This is a genomic window from Mycobacterium sp. 94-17 (genome assembly GCF_035617725.1).
GTDB lineage: Bacteria > Actinomycetota > Actinomycetes > Mycobacteriales > Mycobacteriaceae > Mycobacterium.
In genome coordinates this window covers 90,861-114,600 of sequence record NZ_JAPIYN010000001.1, presented here as the reverse complement: position 1 = coordinate 114,600, position 23,740 = coordinate 90,861, and the positions used below count along the sequence as shown (strand labels likewise).

Genomic DNA, 23,740 nt, shown 5'->3' with positions numbered 1-23,740 from the left:
GCCCCGATAGTGCGGCTACTGGATAGCTTCGCCGACCGGCTCGCGCCACAGCGTCAGCACACCGTCGCGGCGGCCCGCGAACAATCGCTCGCCTTGCAGCGACGACCCCACCGCCACCCCGCCCTGCCCGTGCCAGCCGGCGACCAGCGCGTCCACGCCGCGAATCTGCTTGTCGGTCAGGTTCGTCGCGCCGCCGGCCAGCAGCCAGGCCCGGATCACCCGGCGCCGCACCGGGGCGTCCAGCGTCGCCAACATCGGGACCCGCAGGCCGGAGTCCGCCTTCGTCTCGGGCAGCGCGCGGGCGGCCAGCGTGTCGATCAGCTCGCAGTCCTCCCGCAGCGAGGTCGCGGTGCGCGCCAGCGCCTCGGCCACGCCGCCGCCGAGCACGTCCTCGAGCAGCGGCAGCACCTCGGTGCGCAGCCGGGTCCGGGTGAAGCGGCGGTCGGTGTTGTGCGGATCGTGCCAGGGGGCCAGCCCCAGCTCCCCGCACGCGGCGTGCGTGACGGCCCGGCGCACTCCCAGTAACGGCCGGCACCACGGCGGATCGTAGGGACGCATTCCGGCGATCGAGCGCGCCCCGGACCCGCGGCCCAGTCCCAGCAGCACCGTCTCGGCCTGGTCGTCGAGCGTGTGGCCCAGCAGCACCGGGCCGGTGTGGTAGGCGCTCAACGCGGTATAGCGGGCCGCGCGCGCCGCCGCCTCGGGACCGCCCCGGTCGCCCACCCGCACCGGGATAACTTGGGCCGCAACGCATCCCAATGAGATCGCCTGCGCGCGCGCGTTCTCAGCGACGGCGGCCGAGTCGGGTTGCAGGCCGTGGTCGACCACCACCGCCGCGGTGGGCCGCAGCCGGGCCGCGACGGCGGTGAGCGCCAACGAGTCCGGGCCGCCGGATAGCGCCACACACCACTGCTCCACGTCGGGCAGGTGGGTCTTGACGAACGCCTCGACGGCCGCGCGCAGCCGGTCTACAGCACCCGTTCGATCCATCGCCGGGGCTCTTCGATCTCGTCGGGCAGCGGCAGCGTTTCGGGGCCCGTCCAGATGGCGTTGAACCGCGCCATCCCCACCTGGCCGACCACGTGGTCGACGAACGCCTTGCCGCGGGTGTACTGGCTGAGCTTCGCGTCGAGCCCCAGCAGCGCCCGCAGCAACCGCTGCAGCGGCGGCTGCTTGCGGTGGCGGCGCTCGTCGAACCGGCGGCGGATGGTGGCCACCGACGGCACCGCCATCGGCCCGACCGCGTCCATGACGTGATCGGCGTGGCCCTCCAGCAGCGTGCCCAGCGACAGCAGCTGATCCAGCGCCTGACGCTGCGGCCCGGACTGCACCGCGCGCATCAGCCCGAGAATCCCCGACGAGTTGGCATCGGACTCCGCCGCCGGGTTGCCGCGGTTGCGGGCGTAGTCGGCGAGCCGGCCGATCACCTGGCCCATGTCCTCACCGGCGTCGCGGGTCAACAGGCCCAGCGCTTGCGACATGTAGTCGGGCAGCCACGGGTTGGCGGTGAACTGCACCCGATGGGTGACCTCGTGCAGGCACACCCACAGCCGGAAATCGGACGGCTCGATCCGAAGCTGCCGCTCGACGGCGACAACGTTGGGATACACCAGCAGCAGACAGCCCGATCTCGTCCCGTTCTCGGTGGCGAACGGGTCGTACTGGCCGAGGATCCCGGAGGACACATACGCCAGCACGGCGCCGGTCTGCGCGCCGGTGACGCGGCCGGTGAGAAACCGGCGGGGCTTCTCGGCGCCGTTCATCATCACCCGCATCGACTCTGTGGCCGCGGCGATCCAGTCCGGGCGGTCGACGATGCGGGCTGCCGGCACCTGGCCCTTGTCAGAGCCGTCGGTGTTCAGGCCGGTGACGTCGCGCACCAGCGGTTCGGCTTTGGTGGACGCCCTGGCGAGTTCGTCGATCACCTGGCGACGGGTGTAGTCGGTGGACGGCGGGCCCGGCCGGGCCAGCCGCCGACCGACCGTGGCGGCGAACTGCCAGTCCACGGTCGCGCCCAGAGTCAGGTCCGGCGCCGACGTCATGAGCACCCGCAGGACCAGAGCCGGGTCGCCAGCGCGTCCATCACGCTGCGGCCGGTCGGGCCGGCGTCGTTGGAGATGAAAGCGAAGGTCAGCACCCGGCCGCTGCGGTCGGTGAGCACTCCGGCCAGCGCGTTGATTGCGGTCAGCGACCCGGTCTTGGCCCGCAACCAGCCCGCGGGGCCCTGGGTCGTGGAGGCGTCGGTGAAGCGGTCGGCCAGCGTCCCGCTGCCCGCGGCGATCGGCAGCAGATCCAGCAGCGCGCGCAGCGAGGGCTGGTCGGGCCCCGCCGCGGCCTGCAGCACGCCGTCGAGCGTCTTGGCCGTCAGCCGGTCATCGACCGAGAGCCCACTGGAGTCCAGCAGCACCGCACCCGCGGTGTCGACGCGCGCGGTGCCGAGGCGGTTGGTCACCGCGTCGGCGGCACCGGCGAAACTGCGCGGCCGGTTGATCGCGGCCGCCACCTCGCGGGCGATGCACTCGGCCAGCACGTTGTCGGAGTGGTCCATCATCTCGCCGAGGCGCACGACCAGCGGCGCCGATTGCACGACCGCCAGTTGCCGCGCTCCCGACGGCGCTGTCGCGATCGTCACCGCGTTCGGGTCCAGGCCCAGCGCCTTGGCCAGTTCCCGGCCCGCGTCCAGCGCCGGGGTGCGGGACCGCCGCGAGTTGACCGTCGAAGGCTGGATGCGGCCGGCGTCGATCATCACCGACTCGATCGGCGCGATGTCGCCGTTGTCGACGTCGGCCAGGTCCCAGCCCTGCGCCATCGTCGGCCCGCTGAACGCCGAGGTGTCCACCTGCACCGCGGTCGGCGTCACGCCGCTGCGGCGGATCTGTTCGACCAGGTCGCTGATCCGGGCCGACCCCTTGTACCAGGTGTCCACGCCGGGCGGCGCCGCCGAGAGCGCCGGGTCGCCCGCACCGACCAGCACGACGGGTCCCTGGGCGTTCTGGCTGCCGGCCACCACGCGGGTGCTGATCCGGGCCTGGCGGTCCAGCGTCAGCAAGGCCGCGGCGGCCGTGAGCACCTTGTTTGTCGACGCCGGCACCAACGGCATATCGGCAGCCACCTGCCACAGCTCTTTTCCGGTGATGGCGTCGCTGATGCGGCCGCCCAGCCGGCCCAGGTTGGGGTCGCCCGCCACCGGCGCCAGCATCGCGCTGACGCCGGGTGCACTGGGTAGCTCGGCGGTGTCGCTCACCGGGGTCACGCCCGGCTTCACCGTCGGCGCGTGCGGGGGCGGTATCGGGGCATGCGCGCCGCTGGCGCCGTGTCCGGCCGTGGTGAAAAATATCGCCGCCGCCACCACGGCGGCGACGAACACCAGCACGCCCAACCCGATGAGCACTGGGGTGGATTTTTGCCAGCGAGTACGGGCCATCACTCTCCTGACTGTCTGGACCCATTCTGCCGAATCGGCGCCGATGCGCTCGACTAGGGTGTAGCAGAGCCAAATCGGCCTGCCCAATCAGACGCCGTCCCCGAGCGACGCCATCACCGACAGACAAGGAGCCCACGCGGTGGAATTCGACGTGACCATCGAGATTCAAAAGGGCCAGCGGAACAAGTACGAGGTTGACCACGAGACCGGGCGGCTGCGTCTGGACCGCTACCTGTACACGGCGATGGCCTACCCGACCGACTACGGCTTCATCGAGGACACCCTCGGCGAGGACGGCGACCCGCTGGACGCGATGGTGCTGTTGCCCCAGCCGGTGTTTCCCGGCGTGATCGTCGAGGCCCGCCCGGTGGGCATGTTCCGGATGACCGACGAAAAGGGCGGCGACGACAAGGTGCTGTGCGTGCCGGCCGGTGACAAGCGCTGGGACCACATCCAGGACATCGGGGACGTGCCGGAGTTCGAGCTGGAGGTGATCAAGCACTTCTTCGTCCACTACAAGGACCTGGAACCGGGCAAGTTCGTCAAGGCCGCGGACTGGGTCGGCCGCGAAGAGGCCGAGGCGGAGATCCAGCGCTCGATCGAACGGTTCAAGGCCGAGGGGCACTGAACCACCCCGGTGGGCCCCCGTCCCGTCACGGCGCGGCGGCGCGGCGATTGTGCAGAATGCTCCAGCCCAGCGCCGCCGCGATGAAAACGACGCCGACCGACGCCGTAACCGGCTCCGGGATTTCGAACCTGGGCTCGATCGAGGCCAGCATGATGATGGCCAGCGCGCCGATGGCCCAGTGCGCGCCGTGCTCCAGGTACACGTACCGGCCCAACGTCTCCTGCCCCACCAGATAGATGGTGATGGACCGGACGAACATCGAGCCCACCAGTCCCAGCCCCAGCGCGATGATGACGGGGTCCGAGGTGATGGCGAACGCGCCGGTGACGCCGTCGAACGAGAAGGCGGCGTCGAGCACTTCGAGGTACAGGAACAGGGACAGGCCGGCCCATCCGGTCACGGCCTGTCCCGTGCCGGCTTCGGCGTCGGACGGCCGAAACGCCCGGCTCACGCCGTTGACCACCAGATAGGTCACCATTCCCAGCAGCCCGGCGGTCAGCACCGTCGCCGCCTCGCCGGCCGAGTGCGTCAACTGCGTTCTCACCATGACCAGCACCAGGCCGGTGAACACCATCGACACCTGCCCGAACCGGCCGAGGCGCGCGAAGGGGGCCTCGATCCACTTGAGCCACTTGATATCTCGGTCATAGAAGAGGAAATCCAGGAACAGCATCAACAGGAAGATTCCGCCGAACGCGGCGATCTGGGGGTGTGCCGCGATGACCAGCTTCTCGTAGCTGGGCGAGCCGTCGGGAAACTCCAGCGCGCCGTGCGGCGGCGGATGCAGCGCCAACCGCATCGCGCGCAGCGGGTTCAGGCCCGCGGTCACCCACACAATGAGCAGCGGGAAGAGCAGTCGCATGCCGAACACGGCCACGAGGATCCCGATCGTCAAGAACATCCGCTGCCAGAAGCGGCTCATCCGTTTCAGGATCGAGGCGTTGATGATGGCGTTGTCGAACGACAACGACACCTCGAGGACTGCCAGCACCACCAGCAGATACAGGCCCTTGAAGCCGCCATAGGCATATCCGGCGCCCAGCGCCGCCGCGGTGACCGCCAGCGAGATCCCGAAGGTGCGCACAGCGGACACTGGTTCCCTCCCGACGGCCGCCACACTAGCGAACCGCGTCGCCGCGAGGGGTGTTGGGCGGGGTCCGCATAGAATTTTCAAATTGTGGCGAAACGTCGGGGCAGTCGGCTGAGGGCGCCGGGACCCCGATGACCGAGATCAGCGCCTCACAGGGGCCGGTGGCGCGCGGCAGCATGGCCCGGGTCGGCACGGCCACCGCCGTCACGGCGCTGTGCGGGTACGCGGTGATCTACCTGGCCGCCCGGGATCTGGCGCCGAGCGGGTTTTCGATCTTCGGGGTGTTCTGGGGGGCCTTCGGGCTGGTGACGGGTGCGGCCAACGGCCTGCTGCAGGAAACCACCCGCGAAGTCCGGACGAGCCCCGTGGGCGGGCCGAACACCGGCGACCCGGCCGTCGGGCAACCCCGCACCCACCCGATGCGCGTCGCCATGCTGGTCGGAGCGGCCGCGGCCGTGATGATCGCAGGCAGCTCGCCGTTGTGGGGCGCGCGGGTGTTCGTCGAGGCGCGGCCGCTGTCGGTGGTATTGCTCAGTCTCGGGCTGGCCGGGTTTTGCGTGCACGCCACCTTGCTGGGCATGCTGGCCGGCACCAACCAGTGGACCCGCTACGGGGCGCTGATGGTCACCGACGCCGTCATCCGCGTGCTGGTGGCCGCGGCGACGGTGGCGCTCGGGTGGCGCCTGGCCGGGTTTTTGTGGGCAACAGTGGCGGGCGCCGTCGCCTGGCTGATCCTGCTGATCGCCTCGCCGGCGACCAGGGCCACCGCCCGGCTGCTGACCGCCGGTGGCACCGCGACCTTCCTGCGGGGCGCAGCGCATTCGATCACCGCGGCCGGCGCCAGCGCCGTCCTGGTGATGGGGTTTCCGGTGCTGCTGAAGCTGACCAGCGCGCAGCTCGGCGCACAGGGCGGGGTGATCATCCTGGCCGTCACGCTGACCCGCGCTCCCCTGCTGGTGCCGCTGACCGCCATGCAGGGCAACCTGATCGCCCATTTCGTCGACGAGCGAGGCAACCGGGTCCGGGCCCTGCTCGGTCCGGCGGCCATCGTCGGGGCGATCGGCGCGGTCGGGGTGCTGGCCGCCGGTGTGGTGGGTCCGTGGCTGTTGCGGGTGGGCTTCGGGCAGCAGTACCACGCCGGCAGCGCGCTGCTGGCGTGGTTGACCGCGGCGGCGGTGGCGATCGCCATGCTGACTCTGACCGGAGCGGCGGCGGTGGCCGCCGCGCTGCACCGGGCCTACGCGCTGGGCTGGGTGAGCGCCACGGTCGCGTCGGGATTGCTGTTGCTGCTGCCGCTCTCCCTGCAGACCCGAACCGTGGTCGGGTTGCTGTGCGGCCCGGTCGTGGGGATCGGCGTCCATCTGGTGGCGCTGTCGCGCGCCGCGCGCTCTACCGGCTGATATGGCGGCCGCGGCGTGTACCTTGTGGGCTTAGATGGGTACTGAAACGCACTATTCGGCCGTCTGGGTCGTCATTCCCGCCTTCAATGAAGCACCAGTCATCGGCGAGGTGGTGGCCGACGTCCGTTCGGTCTTCGACCACGTCGTCTGCGTGGACGACGGCAGCTCCGACGGCACCGGTGAGATCGCCCGGCAGGCCGGCGCTCACCTGGTGCGCCACCCGATCAACCTCGGCCAGGGAGCCGCCATCCAGACCGGTGTGGAGTACGCGCGCAGGCAGCCGCGGGCGCAGATTTTCGCCACGTTCGACGCCGATGGGCAGCACCGCGTCAAAGACCTGGCGAAGATGGTCGACCGGCTGCGCGATCACGACGTCGACGTCGTGATCGGCACCCGGTTCGGCACGCAGCAGGGCGTCCGGCCGCCGTTGGTCAAACAGATCGTGCTGCAGACCGCCGCGCGGTTGAGCCGCCGCGGCCGCCGACTCGGCCTGACCGACACCAACAATGGGCTCCGGGTGTTCAACAAGAAGGTGGCCGACGCCCTGGACATCACGATGAGCGGCATGAGCCACGCCAACGAATTCATCATGCTGGTCGACGAAAACCGTTGGCGCGTCACCGAAGAGCCGATCGAGGTGCTCTACACCGCATACTCCAAGTCGAAGGGCCAGCCGCTACTCAACGGCGTCAACATCATTTTCGACGGGTTCCTGCGCGGCAGGCTTCCGAGATGAAAAGGGTCGCAACATGAACTGGATTCAGGTGCTGCTGATCGGATCGATCGTCGCACTGCTCGTCTATCTGCTGCGCTCACGCCGCAACGCGCGGTCCCGGGCCTGGGTCAAGGTGGGCTACGTGGTGTTCGTGCTGGCCGGCATCTACGCCGTGCTGCGGCCCGACGACACCACGGTGGTGGCGCAATGGTTCGGTGTGCGCCGCGGCACCGACCTGATGCTCTACGCGCTGATCATGGCCTTCTGCTTCACCACGCTCAGCACCTATATGCGGTTCAAGGATCTGGAACTGCGCTACGCGCGGCTCGCCCGGGCGGTGGCGATGGAGTCCGCGCTGCCGCCCGAAGCGGGTTAGCCGCTGTGCGCCTGCCGGAAGAACTCCACCGTGCGGGCAATCCCTTCGGTCAGCCCGACCTTGGGTTTCCAGCCCAATACCGCTGCGGCCGAACCGATATCGAGGCAAGACCGCTTGAGGTCGCCGAGCCGCGGCGGCGCGAACTCCGGATCGTCGGGTCCTCCGACAGCGGCCACCACCGCCGAATGCAGTTGACGGTCCGAGGTTTCGATGCCGGTGCCTACGTTGAAGCGCTGCCCGCCACCGGCGTCCCCACCCGCCTTGACGAACGCGTCCACGACGTCGTCGACGAAGACGTAGTCACGGGTGTTGGACCCGTCGCCGAACACCCTGGTGCGCTTGCCCGAGAGCAGCGCCTGGGCGAAGATCGCCACCACGCCGGCCTCGCCGTGCGGATCCTGGCGCGGGCCATAGACATTCGCCGGGGCGATGTGTGAGCAGTCCAGCCCGTACAGGTGGCGGAAGGTGTTCAGATAGATCTCGCCCGCCACCTTGCCCGCGGCATACGGCGACGCGGGGTCGGTCGGCACGGTCTCGGGAGTGGGGTAGCGCGACGGGGTGCCGTAGATGGATCCGCCCGAAGAGGTGTGCACGATCTTGCGGACCTGCGCCCGGCGGGCCGCCTCGGCCAGGCGCACCGTGCCGATCACGTTGACCGAGGCGTCGAACTGCGGGTCGGCCACCGAGTGCCGCACGTCGATCTGGGCGGCCAGATGGAACACCACCTCCGGCCGGTACTCGGCGAGGATGGACTCCAGGTCGGCGGTCACGATGTCCGCCTCGACGAAGGCGAAGGCCGCATTGTCGGCCAGCTGCTCGAGGTTGGTCGCGCGCCCGGAAGCGAAGTTGTCCAGCCCCAGCACCGCGTGACCGTCGGCCAACAGACGGTCGACTAGCGTCGAGCCGATGAATCCGGCTGCTCCGGTGACCAGTGCACGCACCGGCCCACCATACATAGCGGCCTCGGCCGCCGCGCTCATCGCGGTGCAGCTGGCGGTGCGTGCGGTGCTGGCGTTCGGCGGCTACTTCTATTGGGACGACCTGATCCTCATCGGCAAGGCCGGCACCCACAACCTGCTCGCGCCCTCGTATCTGTTCGACGACCACGACGGGCACGTCATGCCCGGCGCGTTTCTGGTCGCGGGCACCATCATTCGGCTTGCGCCGCTGAACTGGACCTGGCCGGCGGTCAGCCTGGTGGTGCTGCAGCTGCTGGCGTCGCTGGCGCTGCTGCGCGCGCTGTACGTCATCCTGGGCTGGCGGCCGGCGCTGTTGATCCCGTTGACGTTCGCGTTGTTCACCCCGTTGGCCGTGCCCGGGTTCGCGTGGTGGGCGGCGGCGCTGAACTCGCTGCCTATGCTGGCCGCGCTGGCCTGGGTGTGCGCCGACGCCGTCCTGCTGGTGCGCACCGGCAACCAGCGCTACGCCGTGACCGCGGTGCTGGTCTACTTCGGCGGGCTGCTGTTTTTCGAGAAGGCCGCGGTGATCCCCTTCGTCGCGTTCGCGGTCGCCGCGCTGCTGTGCCATGTGACCGGCGATCGGAGCCGGGGTTCGGCGGCGGCGACGGTATGGCGGGCCGGCCTGCGCTTGTGGATCGCCGCCCTGGCCCTCACCGCGGCCTGGGTCGCGCTGTACCTGGCCGTGGTCGATCAGCGGCGGTGGAGTTCCGACCTGGCGATGACGTGGCAACTGCTGGTGCGCTCGATCACGCACGGCATCGTGCCGGGGCTGGCCGGCGGCCCGTGGCATTGGGACCGGTGGGCGCCGGCCTCGCCCTGGGCGACGCCCCCGCCGTCGGTGATGGCGCTGGGCTGGCTGGTGCTGGCGCTGGCCGTAGCGGTGTCGCTGGTGCGCAAGCAACGCATCGGGCCGGTGTGGCTGGTCGCCGCCGGCTATGCGGTGGCCTGCCAGGTGCCGATCTACCTGATGCGCTCGTCGAGGCAGACCGCGCTGGAACTCGCGCAGACGCTGCGCTACCTGCCGGATCTGGTCGTGGTGCTGGCGTTGCTGGCCGCGGTGGCATTGAGCGCCCCCGGCCGGCGGGCCGGTACGCGCCGGCTCGACGCGTCGCCCATGCGCACCGCGGTGGCCGCGGGTGTGGCGGCGCTGTTCGTGGCCAGCAGCCTGTACTCGACGACGACGTTTCTGACCAGCTGGCGCGACAACCCCACCAAGGCGTATCTGCAGAACGCCCGGGCAGCGCTGGCCGCCGCGCACGCGTCCTCGGACGCGCCGCTGCTGGACCAGGAGGTCGACCCGTTCGTGCTGCAGCGGGTCGCGGCGCCGGAGAATCTGGCCGGCCACCTGTTCGCCCTGCTGCGCGATAGACCCGGATTCGCTTCTGCAACAACCCAATTGCGCATGATTGACAATTCGGGCCGGCTGATCAAGGCGCGGGTCACCTGGGTCCGCACCATCGCGCCCGGGCCAATGCCGCGGTGCGGCTACTTCGCCCAACCGGACAAACCGGCCCGCCTGGTCCTGGACGGCCCGCTGCTGCCCGCCGACTGGACCGTCGAACTGAACTACCTGGCCAACAGCGACGGCTCGATGTTGCTGTCGATGACGCACGGCCCCGCGGTCAAGGTGCCGGTGCATCCTGGACTCAACCGGGTGTTCGCCCGCCTGCCTGGCGCCGGGGACGCCATCACCGTGCGCGCCAACACCACCGCGCTGGCGTTGTGCATCGCGTCGGGCCCGGTGGGGTTCGTCGCGCCGGCCAGTCCGTAGGCGCCGGCGAACTACCTCGTGACCTTGTCCTCGCCGGCGGCACCCCGATTGACCACATCCTCGAAGCGCTTTTCCCACCGCAGATAGTTGCCGCCCTGGCCGAGCACGAAGGGCGACAGCGCGATCATCCAGAGCATCGCCGCGTTCAAGAGATTCGCCGGGAAGCGCATCGGTCGCACGATGTCGACGAACAGGACCACTCGCACCCCGTCCGTCTTGTTCCACGCCTCGTGCTCGAAGGTGTCGTCGAAGATCATCACCCGGCCCTCCTCCCAGCGACGGGTCTGGGATCCGACGCGGATGCCACACATGTCGGCCGGCTCGGGAATGAGCAGCGGCAGATGCAGGCGAAGGACGCCCTTGTAGGGGCCGCGATGCGGCGGGAGGTGCTTGTCGGGCGCGAGGATCGAGAAGAACGCGGTCTTCATGCCCGGCATCTTCTTGAGGACTTTCGTGGTTTCCGGACAGCGACGGCAGTTCCCCACCGCCTTGAGGCCGTAGGCGTAGAGGAAGAAGGTTTTCCAGCCGTCGTCGCCGGAGACTTCCCGCTGCCACTCCGCGAGGTCATGGAAGTTCGGCATATACGCCGCGTAGGGCAGGAGCGTATCGAGTTCGGCGCGGACCTTGCGCCAGTCCGCCTCGATGTCGGCCACCCACGGAAACTCCTTGGTGTCGAAGAACTCGTGGTCGCCGAACGTCGATGCGCGCCCAAACAGGTTGTGCAGCGCCAAGATGAGCTTCGCGAGCGCGTTCAGTGGGACCTGGAGGATCTTTTGCGTCGGGTTCACTACAACCCCCTGTGTGACGTTGCCCTGACGTACCTGGAACGAGCGGTCAGAGCCTACGTCGGGCAGCCGCGGGTGCAGGCGGGAATCGACAAAGTCACGCCCGCCCTTGCACGTGTCGACTGATCACAATGGAGCCGCCTGGGGGAATCGAACCCCCGACCTATTCATTACGAGTGAATCGCTCTACCGACTGAGCTAAGGCGGCACACCCGCACGCCGGGCGGCACGAGTCTACGGCAGGCGGGCGGGCCCGCCCAAGTTGGCTTACTCGCCCAGTTCCTGGCCGATGGTGGCGACCATGGCGTCGACGGCGAACTTGGGTTTGACGTTGATCGCCAGCGCTTCGCGGCATTGGAGCACCGCCTCGATGCAGCGCAGCAACCGCGCGGGCGGGGCGTGGGCGGCCAGCGCCGCGACCCGCTCGGCCATGTCCGGGTGGTTGGCCCGTGTGGCCCCCGCTCCGGCGGAGACCATCAACGCGTCCCGGAAATAGGTCGCCAGGTCGATCAGCGCGCGGTCCAGCGAGTCGCGCGACGCCCGGGTCTGACGCGACTTCTGCCGTCGCTCAAGGTCTTTCATCGCCCCGGCCGCGCCGCGCATCGCGCCCGCGGTGCCCTTACCGGTGCCGCCGGCGCCCAGGGCCGTGCGCAACTCCTCGGTCTCGGCCTCCGCGCGGTCGGCGGTCAGCACGACGGCCTCGGCTTCGGCCGCCGCCACCAGCTCCTCGGCGGCTGTGTAGGCCCGCGCCGGCTTTACGGCGTCGCGCACCAGCGTCAGCGACCGTTCCCGGCGCTCCCGGGCCTCGGGGTCGGTGGCCAGCCGCCGCGCCCGGCCGACATGGCCGCCGCTGACCGACGCCGCCCAGCTCGCCGTGTCGGGGCTCAGGCCGTCGCTGTCGGCCAGCACCTGCGCGATCGCCTCGGCGGACGGCGTCACCAGCGCCACATGCCGGCACCGGGAACGCAGCGTGATGGCGATGTCCTCCGGATCCACCGACGGCGCGCACAGCAGGAACACCGTCGACGGCGGCGGTTCCTCGACCACCTTGAGCAGGGCATTCGCCGCGCCTTCGGTCAGCCGGTCGGCATCCTCGATCACCACGATCTGCCAGTGCCCGGTGGCCGGGCGCCGCGACGCGATCTGCACGATCGAACGCATCTCGTCGACACCGATGGACAGGCCCTCGGGAATCACCCGCCGCACGTCGGCGTGGGTGCCGGCCATGGTCGTCGTGCACGCGTGGCAGCTCCCGCACCCGGGCGCCCCGGCGGACGTGCACTGCAGCGCGGCCGCGAAGCACAACGCGGCCACCGAGCGCCCGGAGCCCGGCGGACCGGTGATCAGCCACGCATGTGTCATAGTCCCGGCGGCCGTGCCAGTGTGGGCCGAATCACCACGGGCGGCCTCGGCGGCGGCCAGCAGCTCGGCCGTCACCGCGTGCTGGCCTACCAGCCGCGTAAACACCCCGGACATCATCGGTAACACTAACGGCGCCGCCGACAGATACCGAACGGCCACCGTACCGCGACCATTCCGTTATCTTCGGCGTCGTCGCGGCACCCCGGGCGACCTGCCGAGATCGTTATTAAGTTTCCGAGAGGTCAGTACCGCCCGATACGGTGGGTTAGTGACAGCGGCGGCGGAACTACCCGGGCGGATCAGCGGATTCGTCCGTTGGGTGGTGCGCACGCCGTGGCCGCTGTTCTCGCTCAGCATGCTGCAGTCCGAGATCATCGGCGCCCTCTTCGTGCTCGGCTTCCTGCGTTACGCCCTGCCGCCGGAGGACCGCATCCAGCTGCAGGATCTGCCGGTGCTCAACGTGGCGATTTTCGCGGCGACCTTGGTCACTCTGTTCCTCGCCACCTGGGCGATCAACCTGAAGCTGCTGATGCCGGTTTTCCGGTGGCAGCGCCGCGATAGCCTGCTCGCCGAATCCGACCCCGCCACCACCGAACTGGCCCGCAGTCGGGCGCTGCGAATGCCGTTCTACCGCACCCTGATCACCATCGTCGCCTGGTGCATCGGGGGCGTGGTGTTCATCGTCGCCAGCTGGTCAGTGGCCCGGTTCGCCGCGCCGGTGGTGGCCGTCGCGACCGGTCTGGGCGCCGCCGCCACCTCGATCATCGGCTACCTGCAGTCCGAGAGGGTGTTGCGGCCGGTGGCGGTGGCCGCCCTGCGCGGCGGGGTGCCCGAGAACGTCAAGGCGCCCGGCGTCATCCTGCGCCAGATCCTGACCTGGATGCTGTCCACCGCCGTGCCGGTGCTGGCGATCGTGCTGGCGGTGGTGGCCGACAAGATCTCGCTGCTGCACGCCACGCCGGAGAAACTGTTCACCCCGATCCTGTTGCTGGCGATGGCGGCGCTGGTCATCGGGCTGATCAGCACGCTGCTGGTCGCCATGTCGATCGCCGACCCGCTGCGCCAGCTGCGCTGGGCGCTCTCGGAGGTGCAGCGCGGAAACTACAACGCACACATGCAGATCTACGACGCCAGCGAGCTGGGCCTGCTGCAGGCGGGCTTCAACGACATGGTGCGCGACCTGTCCGAGCGGCAGCGACTGCGCGACCTGTTCGGCCGCTACGTCGGCGAGGACGTGGCCCGCCGGGCGCTGGAGCGCGGCACCGAGCTGGGCGGCCAGGAGCGCGACGTCGCGGTGCTGTTCGTGGACCTGGTCGGCTCCACCCAGCTGGCCTCGACCCGTCCGCCCGCCGAGGTCGTCCACCTGCTCAACGAGTTCTTCCGGGTCGTCGTGGAAACCGTCGGCAAACACGGCGGTTTCGTCAACAAGTTCCAGGGGGACGCCGCGCTGGCGATCTTCGGCGCGCCGATCGAACACCCCGACTCACCCGGTGGCGCGCTGGCCGCGGCCCGCGAATTGCACGACGCGCTGCTGCCGGTGATCGGTTCGGCGGAGTTCGGCATCGGGGTGTCCTCCGGGCGGGCCATCGCCGGCCACATCGGCGCGCAGGCCCGTTTCGAGTACACGGTGATCGGCGACCCGGTCAACGAGGCCGCCCGGCTCACCGAGCTGGCCAAGCTGGAGCCCGGGCACGTGCTCGCGTCGGCGATCGCGGTCAGCGGGGCGCTGGACGCCGAGGCCCTCTGCTGGGACGTCGGCGAGGTCGTCGAGCTGCGCGGCCGCCGGGCGCCCACCCAACTGGCGCGGCCCGTGCACTTGGCCGGAACGGCCGACTCCGCGCCCGCTTCGGCTCGGGCAGAACAAATGTCCGGTGAAACGATCGGCCCCGGCTACTGAGCCGGATCAACTCCGCTTGGTGGCCTTTTTGGCCGCAGCCTTCTTGGCCGGCGCCTTGCGGGTGGCCTTCTTGGCGGGACGCTTCGCGGGACCACGGGCCCGGCGATCGGCCAGCAGTTCGGCGGCGCGCTCGTCGGTGATCGACAGCACGTCATCGCCCTTGCGCAGGCTGGCGTTCGTCTCACCGTCGGTGACGTACGGACCGAACCGGCCGTCCTTGATCACCATCGGCTTGCCCGTCGCCGGATCGGCGCCCAGCTCGCGCAGCGGCGGTGTGGCGGCGCCCTGCCTGCCGCGCCGTTTGGGTTCGGCGTAAATCCTCAGCGCTTCCTCGAGGGTGATGTCGAACATCTGCTCTTCGGTGGCCAGCGAGCGAGAATCGTTGCCGCGCTTCAGGTATGGACCGTAGCGGCCGTTCTGCGCGGTGATCTCCTCGCCGGTGGCGGGGTCGACGCCGACCACCCGCGGCAGCGACAGGAGCCGCAACGCGTCCTCGAGCGTGACGGTCTGCAGGTCCATGGTGCGCAGCAGCGAACCGGTTCGCGGCTTGGGGCCGGTGGGTTTTTTGCCCTTCTTAGCCGGTGCGGCGCTGCCGTCGTCGTCACCGGGCGGCGGCTCGGGCAGCACCTCGGAAACGTACGGCCCGTACCGGCCGTCCTTGGCGACGATCTCGTGGCCGGTCGCCGGGTCCACTCCCAGCACGCGACCCTCTTGCGGGGTGGCGAACAGCTGCTCGGCCACCTCGAGCGTCAGCTCGTCGGGGGTCAGCGAGTCGTTGAGGTTGGCCCGCTGCGGCTTGGGCTCGCCGTCCTCACCGGCCACCATCCGTTCCAGATACGGCCCGTTCTTGCCCACCCGGACGTACACCGGGCGGCCCTGCTCGTCGTCAAAGAGCTTGATGGAGTTGACCTCTCGGGCGTCGATGCCTTCCAGGTTGACGCCGACGAGCTTCTTCAGGCCACCGGAGCGGGCCACCGAGTCGGCCACCCCGTGCTCGCCGCCGAAGTAGAAGTTGTTGAGCCAGTCGGTGCGTCGTTCCTGTCCCGAGGCGATCGCGTCGAGCTCGTCCTCCATCGCGGCGGTGAAGTCGTAGTCGACCAAACGGCCGAAATGCTGTTCCAGCAAACCGGTTACGGCGAACGCCACCCACGAGGGCACCAGCGCGCTGCCCTTCTTGTGCACGTAGCCACGGTCCTGGATGGTCTTGATGATCGACGAATACGTCGACGGGCGGCCGATGCCCAGCTCTTCGAGAGCCTTGACCAGCGACGCCTCCGTGTAGCGCGGCGGTGGGTTGGTGGCGTGGCCATCCGGGGTGAGCTCGGCGGCGTCCAGCCGCTGGCCCTGGGTCAGCTGCGGCAGCCGGCTCTCGGCGTCGTCGGCCTCGCCCCCGGCCAGTTCGTCCACCGTCTCCACGTATGCCTTCAAGAAGCCCGCGAAGGTGATGGTGCGACCGCTGGCCGAGAACACCACTTGCCTGTCCCCGGCGGGACCGCCCGCCGTGCCGTTGATCCGCAGGCTCAGCGTGGTGCCGCGCGCGTCGGCCATCTGGGAAGCCACCGTGCGCTGCCAGATCAGCTCGTAGATGCGGAATTCGTCGCCGTCCAGCTCGCGGCGGACGGCATCCGGGGTCGCGAACGTCTCGCCGGCGGGGCGGATCGCCTCGTGAGCCTCCTGGGCGTTCTTGACCTTGCGGGTGTACTGCCGCGGCGACGGGGACACGTACTCGGCACCGTAGAGCTGGCGGGCCTGGGTGCGCGCGGCGTTGATCGCCGACTCCGACAGCGTCGTGGAGTCGGTACGCATATAGGTGATGTAGCCGTTCTCGTAGAGCCGCTGCGCGATGCTCATCGTGCGCTCGGAGGAGAACCGCAACTTGCGGCCGGCTTCCTGCTGCAGAGTCGAGGTCATGAACGGCGCGTAGGGGCGACGCGTGTACGGCTTCTCCTCCACCGACGCGACGGAGAGCTGGGCGTCGCGCAGGCCCGCGGCCAGCTGCGTGGCGCTCGCCTCGTCGAGCACGGTCACCTCGTCGGCCTTGCGCAGCTTGCCCAGCGAGTCGAAGTCGCGCCCGGTCGCCACGCGCAGCCCGTCCACGCTGGTCAGGCGGGCGGTGAAGGTGGGCGGTGCGGCCTGCGGGTCGGACACGCTGGCGTCCAGCGTCGCCACGATGTCCCAGTAGGACGCGCTGCGGAACGCCATCCGGTCGCGTTCGCGCTGCACGATGATCCGGGTGGCCACCGACTGCACCCGGCCCGCCGACAGCTTGGGCGCGACCTTCTTCCACAGCACGGGGCTGACCTCGTAGCCGTACAGGCGGTCCATGATGCGCCGGGTTTCCTGCGCGTCGACCAGGTCGATGTCCAGGTCGCGGGGGTTTTCGGCGGCCTCGAGGATGGCCGGCTCGGTGATCTCGTGGAACACCATCCGCTTGACCGGGATGTTCGGCTTGAGGGTTTCCAGCAGGTGCCAGGCGATGGCCTCGCCCTCGCGGTCACCATCCGTGGCCAGGTAGAGCTCGTCGACCTCCTTGAGCAGGCCCTTGAGCTCGGTGACGGTGCTCTTCTTCTCGGGGCTGATGATGTACAGCGGTTCGAAGTCCGCATCCACGTTGACCCCGAGGCGGGCCCACGGCTCCGACTTGAACTTCGCCGGGACGTCGGCGGCGGCCCGGGGGAGGTCGCGGATGTGACCGCGCGACGATTCGACGATGTACCGGGACCCCAGGTAGCCGGCCAGTTTGCGCGCCTTGGTGGGCGACTCGACAATCACGAGTCGCCGCCGGCTGCCATTGCCGCCGCCGCTTTCCTTCAGTTTCGCGTCAGCCAACTGCCCTTACGCTCCATCCCTGATTGGTCCCCCCGCGAGACCACCTGCAGGAAGGATGACAGGTCGGCATCGAAAATTCCGGTGAAATTCAGGTACGCGACCGTTCCCTTGCCCTGCGGCACCTGACAATTTCGCACCCTCGGGCGGGCCTGCGCAAACTGACCGTGGCGAAAACGACGGAAAGGCGACACGATCTCGGGCGTCATCTCCAGGCTAGACTCGTGGCCACCGCGATAACGCCTCGGCGCCATCGGGCGACTCTCCCACATTCTCTACCAGGCGCGATAGCCTGCGGCGCCCGCTGATCCGCAGCGCCGGCCGGCCGCCGCGGGTGCCGATGAGGGTGGGCGCGATCCCGACGCGCATCAACGCCGACGCCAGCGGCGAATGGGTGTCCGGCGCGTGCGGATCCAATGCCAGCAGGTAGTGCTCGCCCTCCGGGTGTCCGGCCGCCAGCGTCCACGCCCGCAGCTCGCGCGGGCCGGGCAGCCAGCGCGGGGGGACGGTCTTGACCGCGCCGCGCGTCCATTCGGCGGCCAGCGTGCGCAATGAGGGGTCTACCGCGGTCCGCACCAGCGGGGTGTCCTCGTCAGTCCGGCTGATCTCGGCGACCAGGCCGGCCTCCCGGATCATCTCGGCCAGCGCCGAGGCCCGCCAGGTCTCGTCCACGACCACCGACAACCGGGCACCCGCGACGGGGTTTTCACCGGTGGCAGCCACGGTGACGATCTGCCCGGACGCCGCCAGCACACCGGAAAGATCGGCGACCGCGGGCGGCACCGCCTCCGCTGTAAAGAAGGAAAGCTGGCTCACGCCACCGACAGTAGGCCAGGGTGCCCATCCGCGTCTCGAGGCGACCGGCGCGGCGTGCGGTCCGGCAATGATGCGTCCCCGGGATGCGCCCCCGGGTCGCGGCGGCAAAAGGGGATACCCCCCGGCCCGACCCGCTGGGCGGGTCTGCACGGGGGGTATCCGTTCAGGTCTGCTCGCCTCTACAGGGAGCGGACTCCGGTGGCCTGGGGGCCCTTAGGGCTGTGGCCGATCTCAAACTCGACCTTCTGGTTCTCCTCGAGGGTGCGGAAGCCCGAACCCTGGATTTCCGTGTAGTGGACAAACACGTCAGCGGAACCGTCTTCGGGGGCAATGAACCCGAAGCCCTTCTCCGCGTTGAACCACTTCACAGTTCCCTGTGGCATCTCTCGATCTTTCCTTTTCTTCTGGGTGCGGGGCATCGCCTTTCGATGCCCCGGGCCTGGTACGACCGCCATACCTCGCTGAGTCGCCGGAACTTCACCCGACCGATTAACCTCGCAGGAACCGCGGCCGCAACGTCGATCCTGCGAAAGTTTGACACGAACACAGAAGCTGCGACCGCAAATAGTCAACCATGTTCATCGCTTTGGCGACAGAGTTGTGTCTTTCGCCGATTCGAAGGCCGCAGCGATGCCGATTTCACGACGGATGCACCCAGGGAGTGAGATGGCGAGTTTCGGCAGGGAGCTGCTCGCCGCCGCGCTCGCCGGGACCGCGCCGGACGAGCATCCGCTGCGCCACGTCGCCGAACTGCCGCCGCGCGGCGGCCGGCCGCGCGACTGGCCGGACTGGGCCGAACCCGACGTGGTCAGCGCGTTCGCCGGGCGTGGGATCACCTCGCCGTGGTCGCATCAGTTCGAGGCCGCGGACCTGGCGCACGCGGGCCGTCACGTGGTGCTCAGCACCGGCACCGCGTCGGGCAAGTCACTGGCCTATCAGCTCCCGGTGCTCAACGCCCTGGCGACCGATCCGCGGGCCCGGGTGCTCTACCTGTCGCCGACCAAAGCGCTGGGCCACGACCAATTGCGCGCCGCGCACACGCTCACCGCGGCGATTCCGCGGCTGCGTGACGTCGCCCCCACCGCCTACGACGGGGACAGCCCCGCCGAGGTCCGCCGCTTCGCGCGGGAACGTTCGCGGTGGTTGTTCTCCAACCCCGACATGATCCACTTGTCGATCTTGCGTAACCACGCCCGCTGGGCCGCCCTGCTGCGGAGTTTGCGATTCGTGGTTGTCGACGAATGTCATTACTACCGTGGGGTTTTCGGCTCCAACGTGGCGATGGTGCTGCGGCGCCTGCTGCGGTTGTGCGCCCGGTATTCGGCCGGCCCGACGTTTATCTTCGCCAGCGCGACAACGGATTCCCCGGGGGCGACGGCCGCCGAGCTGATCGGGCATCCGGTCGAGGAGGTCACCGAGGACGGGTCGCCGCAGGGCGCCCGGACGGTGGCGTTGTGGGAGCCCGCGCTGCGCGCCGAGCTGACCGGAGAGAACGGTGCGCCTGTGCGCCGTTCAGCCGGCACCGAGGCGGCGCGGGTGATGGCCGACCTGATCACCGAGGGAGCTCAGACACTGACCTTCGTACGGTCGCGCCGCGCCGCGGAATTGACCGCGCTCGCCGCCCGGGCGCGGTTGGCCGACACCGCCCCGGAGCTGTCCAGCACGGTGGCGTCGTACCGCGCCGGCTACCTCGCCGAGGACCGCACCGCGCTGCAGCGCGCGCTGGCCGAGGGCCGGTTGCGCGGCCTGGCCACCACCAACGCGCTGGAGCTGGGCGTGGACATCGCCGGGCTGGACGCGGTGGTGCTCGCGGGTTTCCCGGGCACGGTCGCCTCCTTCTGGCAGCAGGCCGGCCGGTCCGGACGGCGCGGGCAGGGCGCCCTGGTGGTGCTGGTCGCCCGGGATGACCCGCTGGACACCTACCTGGTGCACAACCCCGCCGCACTGCTGGGCAAGCCGGTCGAGCGGGTGGTGATCGACCCCGCCAACCCCTACATCCTGGGTCCGCAACTGTTGTGCGCGGCAACCGAACTACCGCTTGACGAGGCGGAGGTGCGCACCCTCGATGCCACCGAAGTGGCCGACGGCCTGGTCGACGACGGGCTGTTGCGGCGGCGCAACGGCAAATACTTTCCGGTGCCCGGCCTGCAACCGCATGCGGCCGTCGACATCCGGGGCTCGGCGGGCGGCCAGATCGTCATCGTCGAGGCCGATACCGGAAGGCTGCTCGGCAGCGCCGGCGCCGGGCAGGCGCCGGCCACCGTCCATCCCGGCGCGGTGTATCTGCATCAAGGCGACAGCTACGTGGTGGACTCGCTGGACACCGGGGAGGGCATCGCATTCGTGCACGCCGAGGACCCCGGCTATGCGACGTTCGCGCGCGAGATCACCGACATCGCCGTCACCGGCACCGGCGAGCGCCTCGCGTTCGGGCCGGTCACGCTGGGTCTGGTGCCGGTCAGGGTGACGCATCGAGTGGTCGGGTATCTGCGCCGCCGGCTGTCCGGGGAGGTGATCGACTTCATCGAATTGGACATGCCCGAACATACCTTGGCCACCACGGCTGTGATGTACACCATCACCGAAGATGCGTTGCAGCGCAAGGGTATTGACGGCACACGTATTCCAGGCGCGTTGCACGCCGCCGAACACGCGGCGATCGGACTGCTGCCATTGGTGGCCAGCTGTGACCGCGGGGACATCGGCGGCCTGTCCACCGCCGTCGGGCCCGATCCCCTCGGCCTGCCCAGCGTCTTCGTCTACGACGGCTATCCGGGCGGCGCGGGGTTCGCCGAACGGGGCTTTCGCCAGGCCGGCACCTGGCTGGGTGCGACAGCGGACGCCATCGAAGCATGCGAGTGCCCCCGGGGGTGCCCGTCGTGCGTGCAATCCCCCAAGTGCGGCAACGGCAACGACCCGCTCGACAAAGCGGGCGCGGTGCTGGTGCTGAAGCTGGTCCTCGCCGAGTTGGCGCAGGGGTCACGGGCGAGCAGTTCCCAGGGGTGACGACGGACACCTCGCGGGCCGACCTGGGGTTTGTCCCGGGACACCGACGCCCGGACCGCCCGCGTTCCCCGGGTCCCGTCCCCCCACCGTAAAATCAGCCGCATGGCCCACGACTGGTTGCTCGTGGAGACACTCGGGGGTGAACCCACCGTTGTGGCGCAGGGTTGCCAACTCAAAAACCTCGTCCCCATCACCACATTCATGCGCCGCAGCCCGTATCTTGCCGCCGTTCGGACGGCGATCGCCGAGTCGGTGGAGACCGGTCAGGCGCTGACCAGCATCACCCCCAAGCGGGACCGCATCATTCGCACCGAGCCGGTGGTGATGTCCGACGGTTTCATCCACGGCGTGCACGTTTGGACCGGCCCGGCCGACGTCGACCCGCCCGAGCGGCCGATCCCGGGGCCGCTGAAGTGGGACCTGACCCTCGGCGTGGCCACCGACACGCGCGAATCGCTGATCAACAGCGGGAAGAATCCCGACATCGAGGTCACCTTCGGCAGGGCCTTCGCCGAGGACCTTCCCTCGCGCGAGCTGAACCCGAACGAGACCAAGGTGATGGCCATGGCGGTCAAGGCCAAGCCCGACCAAACGATCTGCAGCACTTGGGATATCACCGACTGGCGAGGTGAGTCCATCCGGATAGGTTTCGTGGCACGCACCATCCTGGAGCCGGGGCCCGACAGCCGGGAGCATCTGGTGGCCCGGGCCATCAACTGGCAGTCCGAAAAGAGCGGTCCGCAGGTCACCACCAACGACCTCGCGCAACGTATCCTCAGCGGCCTGGCCCAGGCCGGAGTGCACCGCGCGCTGATCGACCTCAACACCTGGTGCCTGCTGAAATGGCTCGACGAGCCCTGCCCCTTCTACGACTGGCGCAGCAGTGCGACCGGCAAGCCCAGGGTGCACCCCGAAGATCACGACGTGATGTCTGCCATGACAAGGGAATTCAGCGAGGGCGGCACCAGCCGGGTGTTGCGGATGCCGGGGCACGACGGGGATTGGGTCCCGGTGCACGTCACCGTCAACCGGGTTGAACTGGAACCGGATGTGTACGCCGGGCTGGTGTCCCTGCGCCTGCCCACCGACGACGAGTTGGCCACCGCGGGATTGTCGCCGGGCCCCGACGCGCCCTAGTCGAAGTCCCCAAGCGCCGGGCCCGCCCGCGCGGCGGCGCTCGCCGCACCGCCGAAGGCGACCGGTACCCGCGCCGTGACGACGATATCGAGACCGTCTGGCGCACAGCGGATGTCGTCGGTCTTCATGCGGCGTGCCACAGCCGCAGCGCCGGCGCAGGCGGCGTCCGCTCCCGAGCCCAACCGCGCCGCGGCCGCCAAGGCCGCCAGGTCTGCCACCGCCTGCGCGCGGTGCCGTGCCACCACCGCCGAGCCCAGGTACGCGCCGGCGCCGGTCGCCGTCAGCAGCACCACGATCATCCAGGCCGCGACCACGGTGGCCGAGCCCCGATCACCGCCGCGGCTCCGCGGCCGAGACCGCTTTGGCCGCAATATCGATGGCGGGCAAGAGCTTTGAATGCGCGACGACGGTGGCCACCACGAAGTCGCCGTCGCGGCGCAGCTCGACTCGCGCGCCACCGGGCGCGAGGCGGCGCGCGGCCGCCACGGCCGAGCGGTCGTCGCCGCGCGCCGCCAGCCTGGCGGCTTCGCGGGCGGCGTCGACGCAGCGCACCTCCATCGATACCGCGGCGACACCGGCCAGGCACAACACCAGCACCACCACGAGCGCCGCGGTGCCCAGTGCCGCCTCCACGGTGCTGGCGCCCGCACTGGCGGCTACACCTTGGTGTTGAGCGCACGACCGATGAGGTTGGTCAGCGCCGACACGATGGAGTCGCCGGTGACGACGGTGTACAGCACCGCGCCGAACGCGGCCGCCGCAATCGTGCCGATGGCGTACTCGACCGTCGACATGCCCGACTCGTCGGCCACCAGCACGGTGAGGTGCGCAAAGAACTCGCGAATCTTGTTGATCATCACTGCCTTTCTTTCGTTTCACAGCAGGCCCGACTGCAGGACGTCACCGGCCAGGCCGGCCACCACCGGGACGATGCCCAGGCAGACGAACGCCGGCAGGAAGCACAGGCCCAGCGGTCCGGCTATCAGCACGCCCGCCCGTTCGGCCGCGGCGGCCGCCGCGTGCGCGGCATCGTGACGAGACTCCTCCGCCAACTCGGTGACCCCACCGACCAGTGCCGCGCCCGAGGATGCCGAACGCCGGGCCAGCCGCAGCAGCGCGTCGATCTGCGGGTCAGCATCCTTGCGCGGTCTGGACGGAACCGACCATGCGACAGCGGGATCGGCGCCGAGCGCGAGCAGGTCGGCGGCGCGGCGCAGCACCTTCGCCAGATTCGGCGGGGCGGACGGGGCCGCGGCCGCCGCGGCCGTCGACACGGCCATGCCCGCCCCCAGGCACACGGCAAGCACGTCCAGACACGACGCGACGGCCAGCGGATCCGGGCCGCGCGCCGGCGTGCGGCCCCGCGGCGCCCGACCGCCGCCCGCCGACATCCCGGCGCGGCAGCGCACCGGTGAACCGCTGGGACCGATCCACAGTGCGGCGGCCAGTAGCACCGCCGCTTCCCCGGCGTGATTCATGACGCCACTCCTCCTCATCGCTTCGCTCTGCATCGTCGCCGGCGTGATTCATGACGCCACTCCTCCTCAT

23 protein-coding genes and 1 tRNA gene are annotated in these 23,740 nt (G+C 69.9%); 8 read left to right on the top strand and 16 right to left on the bottom strand.

All coding sequences use genetic code 11. From position 1 onward, the window contains the following. Positions 1 to 15: 15 nt before the first annotated feature. The 3 genes from tilS to dacB are packed head-to-tail and all read right to left on the bottom strand — an operon-like array spanning position 16 to position 3,424. Positions 16 to 990 carry a tRNA lysidine(34) synthetase TilS gene (gene tilS / locus OQ789_RS00530; RefSeq protein WP_324682690.1) on the bottom strand — a complete coding sequence of 325 codons (975 nt, stop codon included), beginning with the start codon at positions 988 to 990 and terminating at the stop codon, positions 16 to 18. Then, positions 969 to 2,042 carry a zinc-dependent metalloprotease gene (locus tag OQ789_RS00525; protein WP_324682688.1) on the bottom strand — a complete coding sequence of 358 codons (1,074 nt, stop codon included), beginning with the start codon at positions 2,040 to 2,042 and terminating at the stop codon, positions 969 to 971. Before OQ789_RS00525 ends, tilS begins: the two co-directional genes overlap by 22 nt. Further along, positions 2,039 to 3,424 carry a D-alanyl-D-alanine carboxypeptidase/D-alanyl-D-alanine-endopeptidase gene (dacB, locus tag OQ789_RS00520; protein ID WP_324683328.1) on the bottom strand — a complete coding sequence of 462 codons (1,386 nt, stop codon included), beginning with the start codon at positions 3,422 to 3,424 and terminating at the stop codon, positions 2,039 to 2,041. Before dacB ends, OQ789_RS00525 begins: the two co-directional genes overlap by 4 nt. Positions 3,425 to 3,563: 139 nt before the next feature. Between dacB and OQ789_RS00515 the strand changes: the two genes are divergently transcribed. Further along, positions 3,564 to 4,052, top strand: a complete 489-nt coding sequence (locus tag OQ789_RS00515; protein ID WP_324682686.1) for an inorganic diphosphatase — start codon at positions 3,564 to 3,566, stop codon at positions 4,050 to 4,052. A 25-nt stretch (positions 4,053 to 4,077) separates the two neighbouring features. Here OQ789_RS00515 and OQ789_RS00510 read toward each other — a convergent pair whose 3' ends face one another. Continuing rightward, entirely contained in the window at positions 4,078 to 5,145 is a 1,068-nt protein-coding gene (locus OQ789_RS00510) for a DUF475 domain-containing protein (RefSeq protein WP_324682684.1), read from the bottom strand. A 128-nt stretch (positions 5,146 to 5,273) separates the two neighbouring features. Here OQ789_RS00510 and OQ789_RS00505 point away from each other — a divergent pair, with 128 nt between their 5' ends. From OQ789_RS00505 to OQ789_RS00495, 3 genes are read left to right on the top strand one after another with little or no spacing between them, the layout of a single operon-like run. Next, on the top strand, positions 5,274 to 6,542 hold the full coding sequence (locus OQ789_RS00505; protein WP_324682682.1) for a hypothetical protein: 1,269 nt from the start codon (positions 5,274 to 5,276) through the stop codon (positions 6,540 to 6,542). A gap of 34 nt (positions 6,543 to 6,576) precedes the next feature. Continuing rightward, complete coding sequence (locus OQ789_RS00500; RefSeq protein ID WP_324682681.1) at positions 6,577 to 7,278, top strand: glycosyltransferase family 2 protein; 702 nt, start codon at positions 6,577 to 6,579, stop codon at positions 7,276 to 7,278. Between the two features lie 13 nt (positions 7,279 to 7,291). Then, the gene (locus OQ789_RS00495; protein WP_324682680.1) at positions 7,292 to 7,633 is read left to right on the top strand and encodes a DUF2304 domain-containing protein; all 342 of its coding nucleotides are present in this window, start codon (positions 7,292 to 7,294) and stop codon (positions 7,631 to 7,633) included. Here OQ789_RS00495 and OQ789_RS00490 read toward each other — a convergent pair. Then, positions 7,630 to 8,574, bottom strand: coding sequence for an NAD-dependent epimerase/dehydratase family protein (locus tag OQ789_RS00490; RefSeq protein ID WP_324682678.1), 945 nt, complete (start codon positions 8,572 to 8,574; stop codon positions 7,630 to 7,632). The genes OQ789_RS00495 and OQ789_RS00490 overlap by 4 nt on opposite strands. Between OQ789_RS00490 and OQ789_RS00485 the strand changes: the two genes are divergently transcribed. Then, positions 8,540 to 10,363 (top strand): hypothetical protein, encoded by a 1,824-nt coding sequence (locus OQ789_RS00485; RefSeq protein WP_324682676.1) that lies wholly within the window; start codon positions 8,540 to 8,542, stop codon positions 10,361 to 10,363. The two genes, OQ789_RS00490 and OQ789_RS00485, sit on opposite strands and share 35 nt — an antisense overlap. Positions 10,364 to 10,374: 11 nt before the next feature. Here the strand turns inward: OQ789_RS00485 and OQ789_RS00480 are convergent, their stop codons facing one another. The 3 genes from OQ789_RS00480 to OQ789_RS00470 form a co-directional block, all read right to left on the bottom strand. Next, positions 10,375 to 11,094, bottom strand: coding sequence for an aspartyl/asparaginyl beta-hydroxylase domain-containing protein (locus OQ789_RS00480; protein WP_324682674.1), 720 nt, complete (start codon positions 11,092 to 11,094; stop codon positions 10,375 to 10,377). 186 nt (positions 11,095 to 11,280) lie between these two features. Beyond that, positions 11,281 to 11,356: transfer RNA gene (locus OQ789_RS00475), tRNA-Thr, on the bottom strand. 59 nt (positions 11,357 to 11,415) lie between these two features. Then, complete coding sequence (locus OQ789_RS00470; RefSeq protein WP_324682673.1) at positions 11,416 to 12,624, bottom strand: DNA polymerase III subunit delta'; 1,209 nt, start codon at positions 12,622 to 12,624, stop codon at positions 11,416 to 11,418. 97 nt (positions 12,625 to 12,721) lie between these two features. On the opposite strand from OQ789_RS00470, the gene OQ789_RS00465 reads away from it, so the two are divergent. Then, entirely contained in the window at positions 12,722 to 14,407 is a 1,686-nt protein-coding gene (locus OQ789_RS00465; RefSeq protein WP_324683327.1) for an adenylate/guanylate cyclase domain-containing protein, read from the top strand. Between the two features lie 6 nt (positions 14,408 to 14,413). On the opposite strand, the gene topA is transcribed toward OQ789_RS00465, so the two are convergent. The 4 genes from topA to cspA all read right to left on the bottom strand — a co-directional run bounded on the left by topA (position 14,414) and on the right by cspA (position 18,432). Then, positions 14,414 to 17,236 carry a type I DNA topoisomerase gene (gene topA, locus OQ789_RS00460; RefSeq protein ID WP_324682672.1) on the bottom strand — a complete coding sequence of 941 codons (2,823 nt, stop codon included), beginning with the start codon at positions 17,234 to 17,236 and terminating at the stop codon, positions 14,414 to 14,416. Beyond that, positions 17,218 to 17,442 carry a hypothetical protein gene (locus OQ789_RS00455; RefSeq protein WP_324682671.1) on the bottom strand — a complete coding sequence of 75 codons (225 nt, stop codon included), beginning with the start codon at positions 17,440 to 17,442 and terminating at the stop codon, positions 17,218 to 17,220. Before OQ789_RS00455 ends, topA begins: the two co-directional genes overlap by 19 nt. 7 nt (positions 17,443 to 17,449) lie before the next feature. Beyond that, positions 17,450 to 18,049, bottom strand: a complete 600-nt coding sequence (locus tag OQ789_RS00450) for a hypothetical protein (protein ID WP_324682670.1) — start codon at positions 18,047 to 18,049, stop codon at positions 17,450 to 17,452. 179 nt (positions 18,050 to 18,228) lie between these two features. Next, positions 18,229 to 18,432 carry a cold shock protein CspA gene (gene cspA, locus OQ789_RS00445; protein WP_007772268.1) on the bottom strand — a complete coding sequence of 68 codons (204 nt, stop codon included), beginning with the start codon at positions 18,430 to 18,432 and terminating at the stop codon, positions 18,229 to 18,231. Positions 18,433 to 18,715: 283 nt separating this feature from the next. Between cspA and OQ789_RS00440 the strand changes: the two genes are divergently transcribed. Then, the gene (locus tag OQ789_RS00440) at positions 18,716 to 21,055 is read left to right on the top strand and encodes a DEAD/DEAH box helicase (RefSeq protein WP_324682667.1); all 2,340 of its coding nucleotides are present in this window, start codon (positions 18,716 to 18,718) and stop codon (positions 21,053 to 21,055) included. 102 nt (positions 21,056 to 21,157) lie between these two features. Then, a complete protein-coding gene (locus OQ789_RS00435) occupies positions 21,158 to 22,192 on the top strand; it encodes a PAS domain-containing protein (protein ID WP_324682666.1) in 1,035 nt (344 codons plus the stop codon). Here the strand turns inward: OQ789_RS00435 and OQ789_RS00430 are convergent. From OQ789_RS00430 to OQ789_RS00415, 4 genes are read right to left on the bottom strand one after another with little or no spacing between them, the layout of a single operon-like run. After that, the gene (locus tag OQ789_RS00430; protein ID WP_324682664.1) at positions 22,189 to 22,506 is read right to left on the bottom strand and encodes an Rv3654c family TadE-like protein; all 318 of its coding nucleotides are present in this window, start codon (positions 22,504 to 22,506) and stop codon (positions 22,189 to 22,191) included. The genes OQ789_RS00435 and OQ789_RS00430 overlap by 4 nt on opposite strands. A 16-nt stretch (positions 22,507 to 22,522) precedes the next feature. Continuing rightward, entirely contained in the window at positions 22,523 to 22,825 is a 303-nt protein-coding gene (locus OQ789_RS00425; protein WP_324682662.1) for a TadE family type IV pilus minor pilin, read from the bottom strand. A gap of 23 nt (positions 22,826 to 22,848) precedes the next feature. Continuing rightward, entirely contained in the window at positions 22,849 to 23,049 is a 201-nt protein-coding gene (locus tag OQ789_RS00420) for a DUF4244 domain-containing protein (RefSeq protein WP_324682660.1), read from the bottom strand. Positions 23,050 to 23,067: 18 nt separating this feature from the next. Then, positions 23,068 to 23,670, bottom strand: a complete 603-nt coding sequence (locus OQ789_RS00415; RefSeq protein WP_324682658.1) for a type II secretion system F family protein — start codon at positions 23,668 to 23,670, stop codon at positions 23,068 to 23,070. Positions 23,671 to 23,740: the final 70 nt, after the last annotated feature.

Bases quoted from the DNA above. Each gene is read 5' to 3' on its own strand.
- OQ789_RS00525 (WP_324682688.1), bottom strand. From the start codon at position 2,042: ATGACGTCGGCGCCGGACCTGACTCTGGGCGCGACCGTGGACTGGCAG.
- OQ789_RS00470 (WP_324682673.1), bottom strand. From the start codon at position 12,624: ATGTCCGGGGTGTTTACGCGGCTGGTAGGCCAGCACGCGGTGACGGCC.
- OQ789_RS00505 (WP_324682682.1), top strand. From the start codon at position 5,274: ATGACCGAGATCAGCGCCTCACAGGGGCCGGTGGCGCGCGGCAGCATG.
- OQ789_RS00485 (WP_324682676.1), top strand. From the start codon at position 8,540: ATGAATCCGGCTGCTCCGGTGACCAGTGCACGCACCGGCCCACCATAC.
- OQ789_RS00415 (WP_324682658.1), bottom strand. From the start codon at position 23,670: ATGAATCACGCCGGGGAAGCGGCGGTGCTACTGGCCGCCGCACTGTGG.
- OQ789_RS00495 (WP_324682680.1), top strand. From the start codon at position 7,292: ATGAACTGGATTCAGGTGCTGCTGATCGGATCGATCGTCGCACTGCTC.
- OQ789_RS00440 (WP_324682667.1), top strand. From the start codon at position 18,716: ATGGCGAGTTTCGGCAGGGAGCTGCTCGCCGCCGCGCTCGCCGGGACC.
- OQ789_RS00435 (WP_324682666.1), top strand. From the start codon at position 21,158: ATGGCCCACGACTGGTTGCTCGTGGAGACACTCGGGGGTGAACCCACC.
- cspA (WP_007772268.1), bottom strand. From the start codon at position 18,432: ATGCCACAGGGAACTGTGAAGTGGTTCAACGCGGAGAAGGGCTTCGGG.
- dacB (WP_324683328.1), bottom strand. From the start codon at position 3,424: ATGGCCCGTACTCGCTGGCAAAAATCCACCCCAGTGCTCATCGGGTTG.
- OQ789_RS00455 (WP_324682671.1), bottom strand. From the start codon at position 17,442: ATGACGCCCGAGATCGTGTCGCCTTTCCGTCGTTTTCGCCACGGTCAG.
- tilS (WP_324682690.1), bottom strand. From the start codon at position 990: ATGGATCGAACGGGTGCTGTAGACCGGCTGCGCGCGGCCGTCGAGGCG.
- OQ789_RS00500 (WP_324682681.1), top strand. From the start codon at position 6,577: ATGGGTACTGAAACGCACTATTCGGCCGTCTGGGTCGTCATTCCCGCC.
- OQ789_RS00420 (WP_324682660.1), bottom strand. From the start codon at position 23,049: ATGATCAACAAGATTCGCGAGTTCTTTGCGCACCTCACCGTGCTGGTG.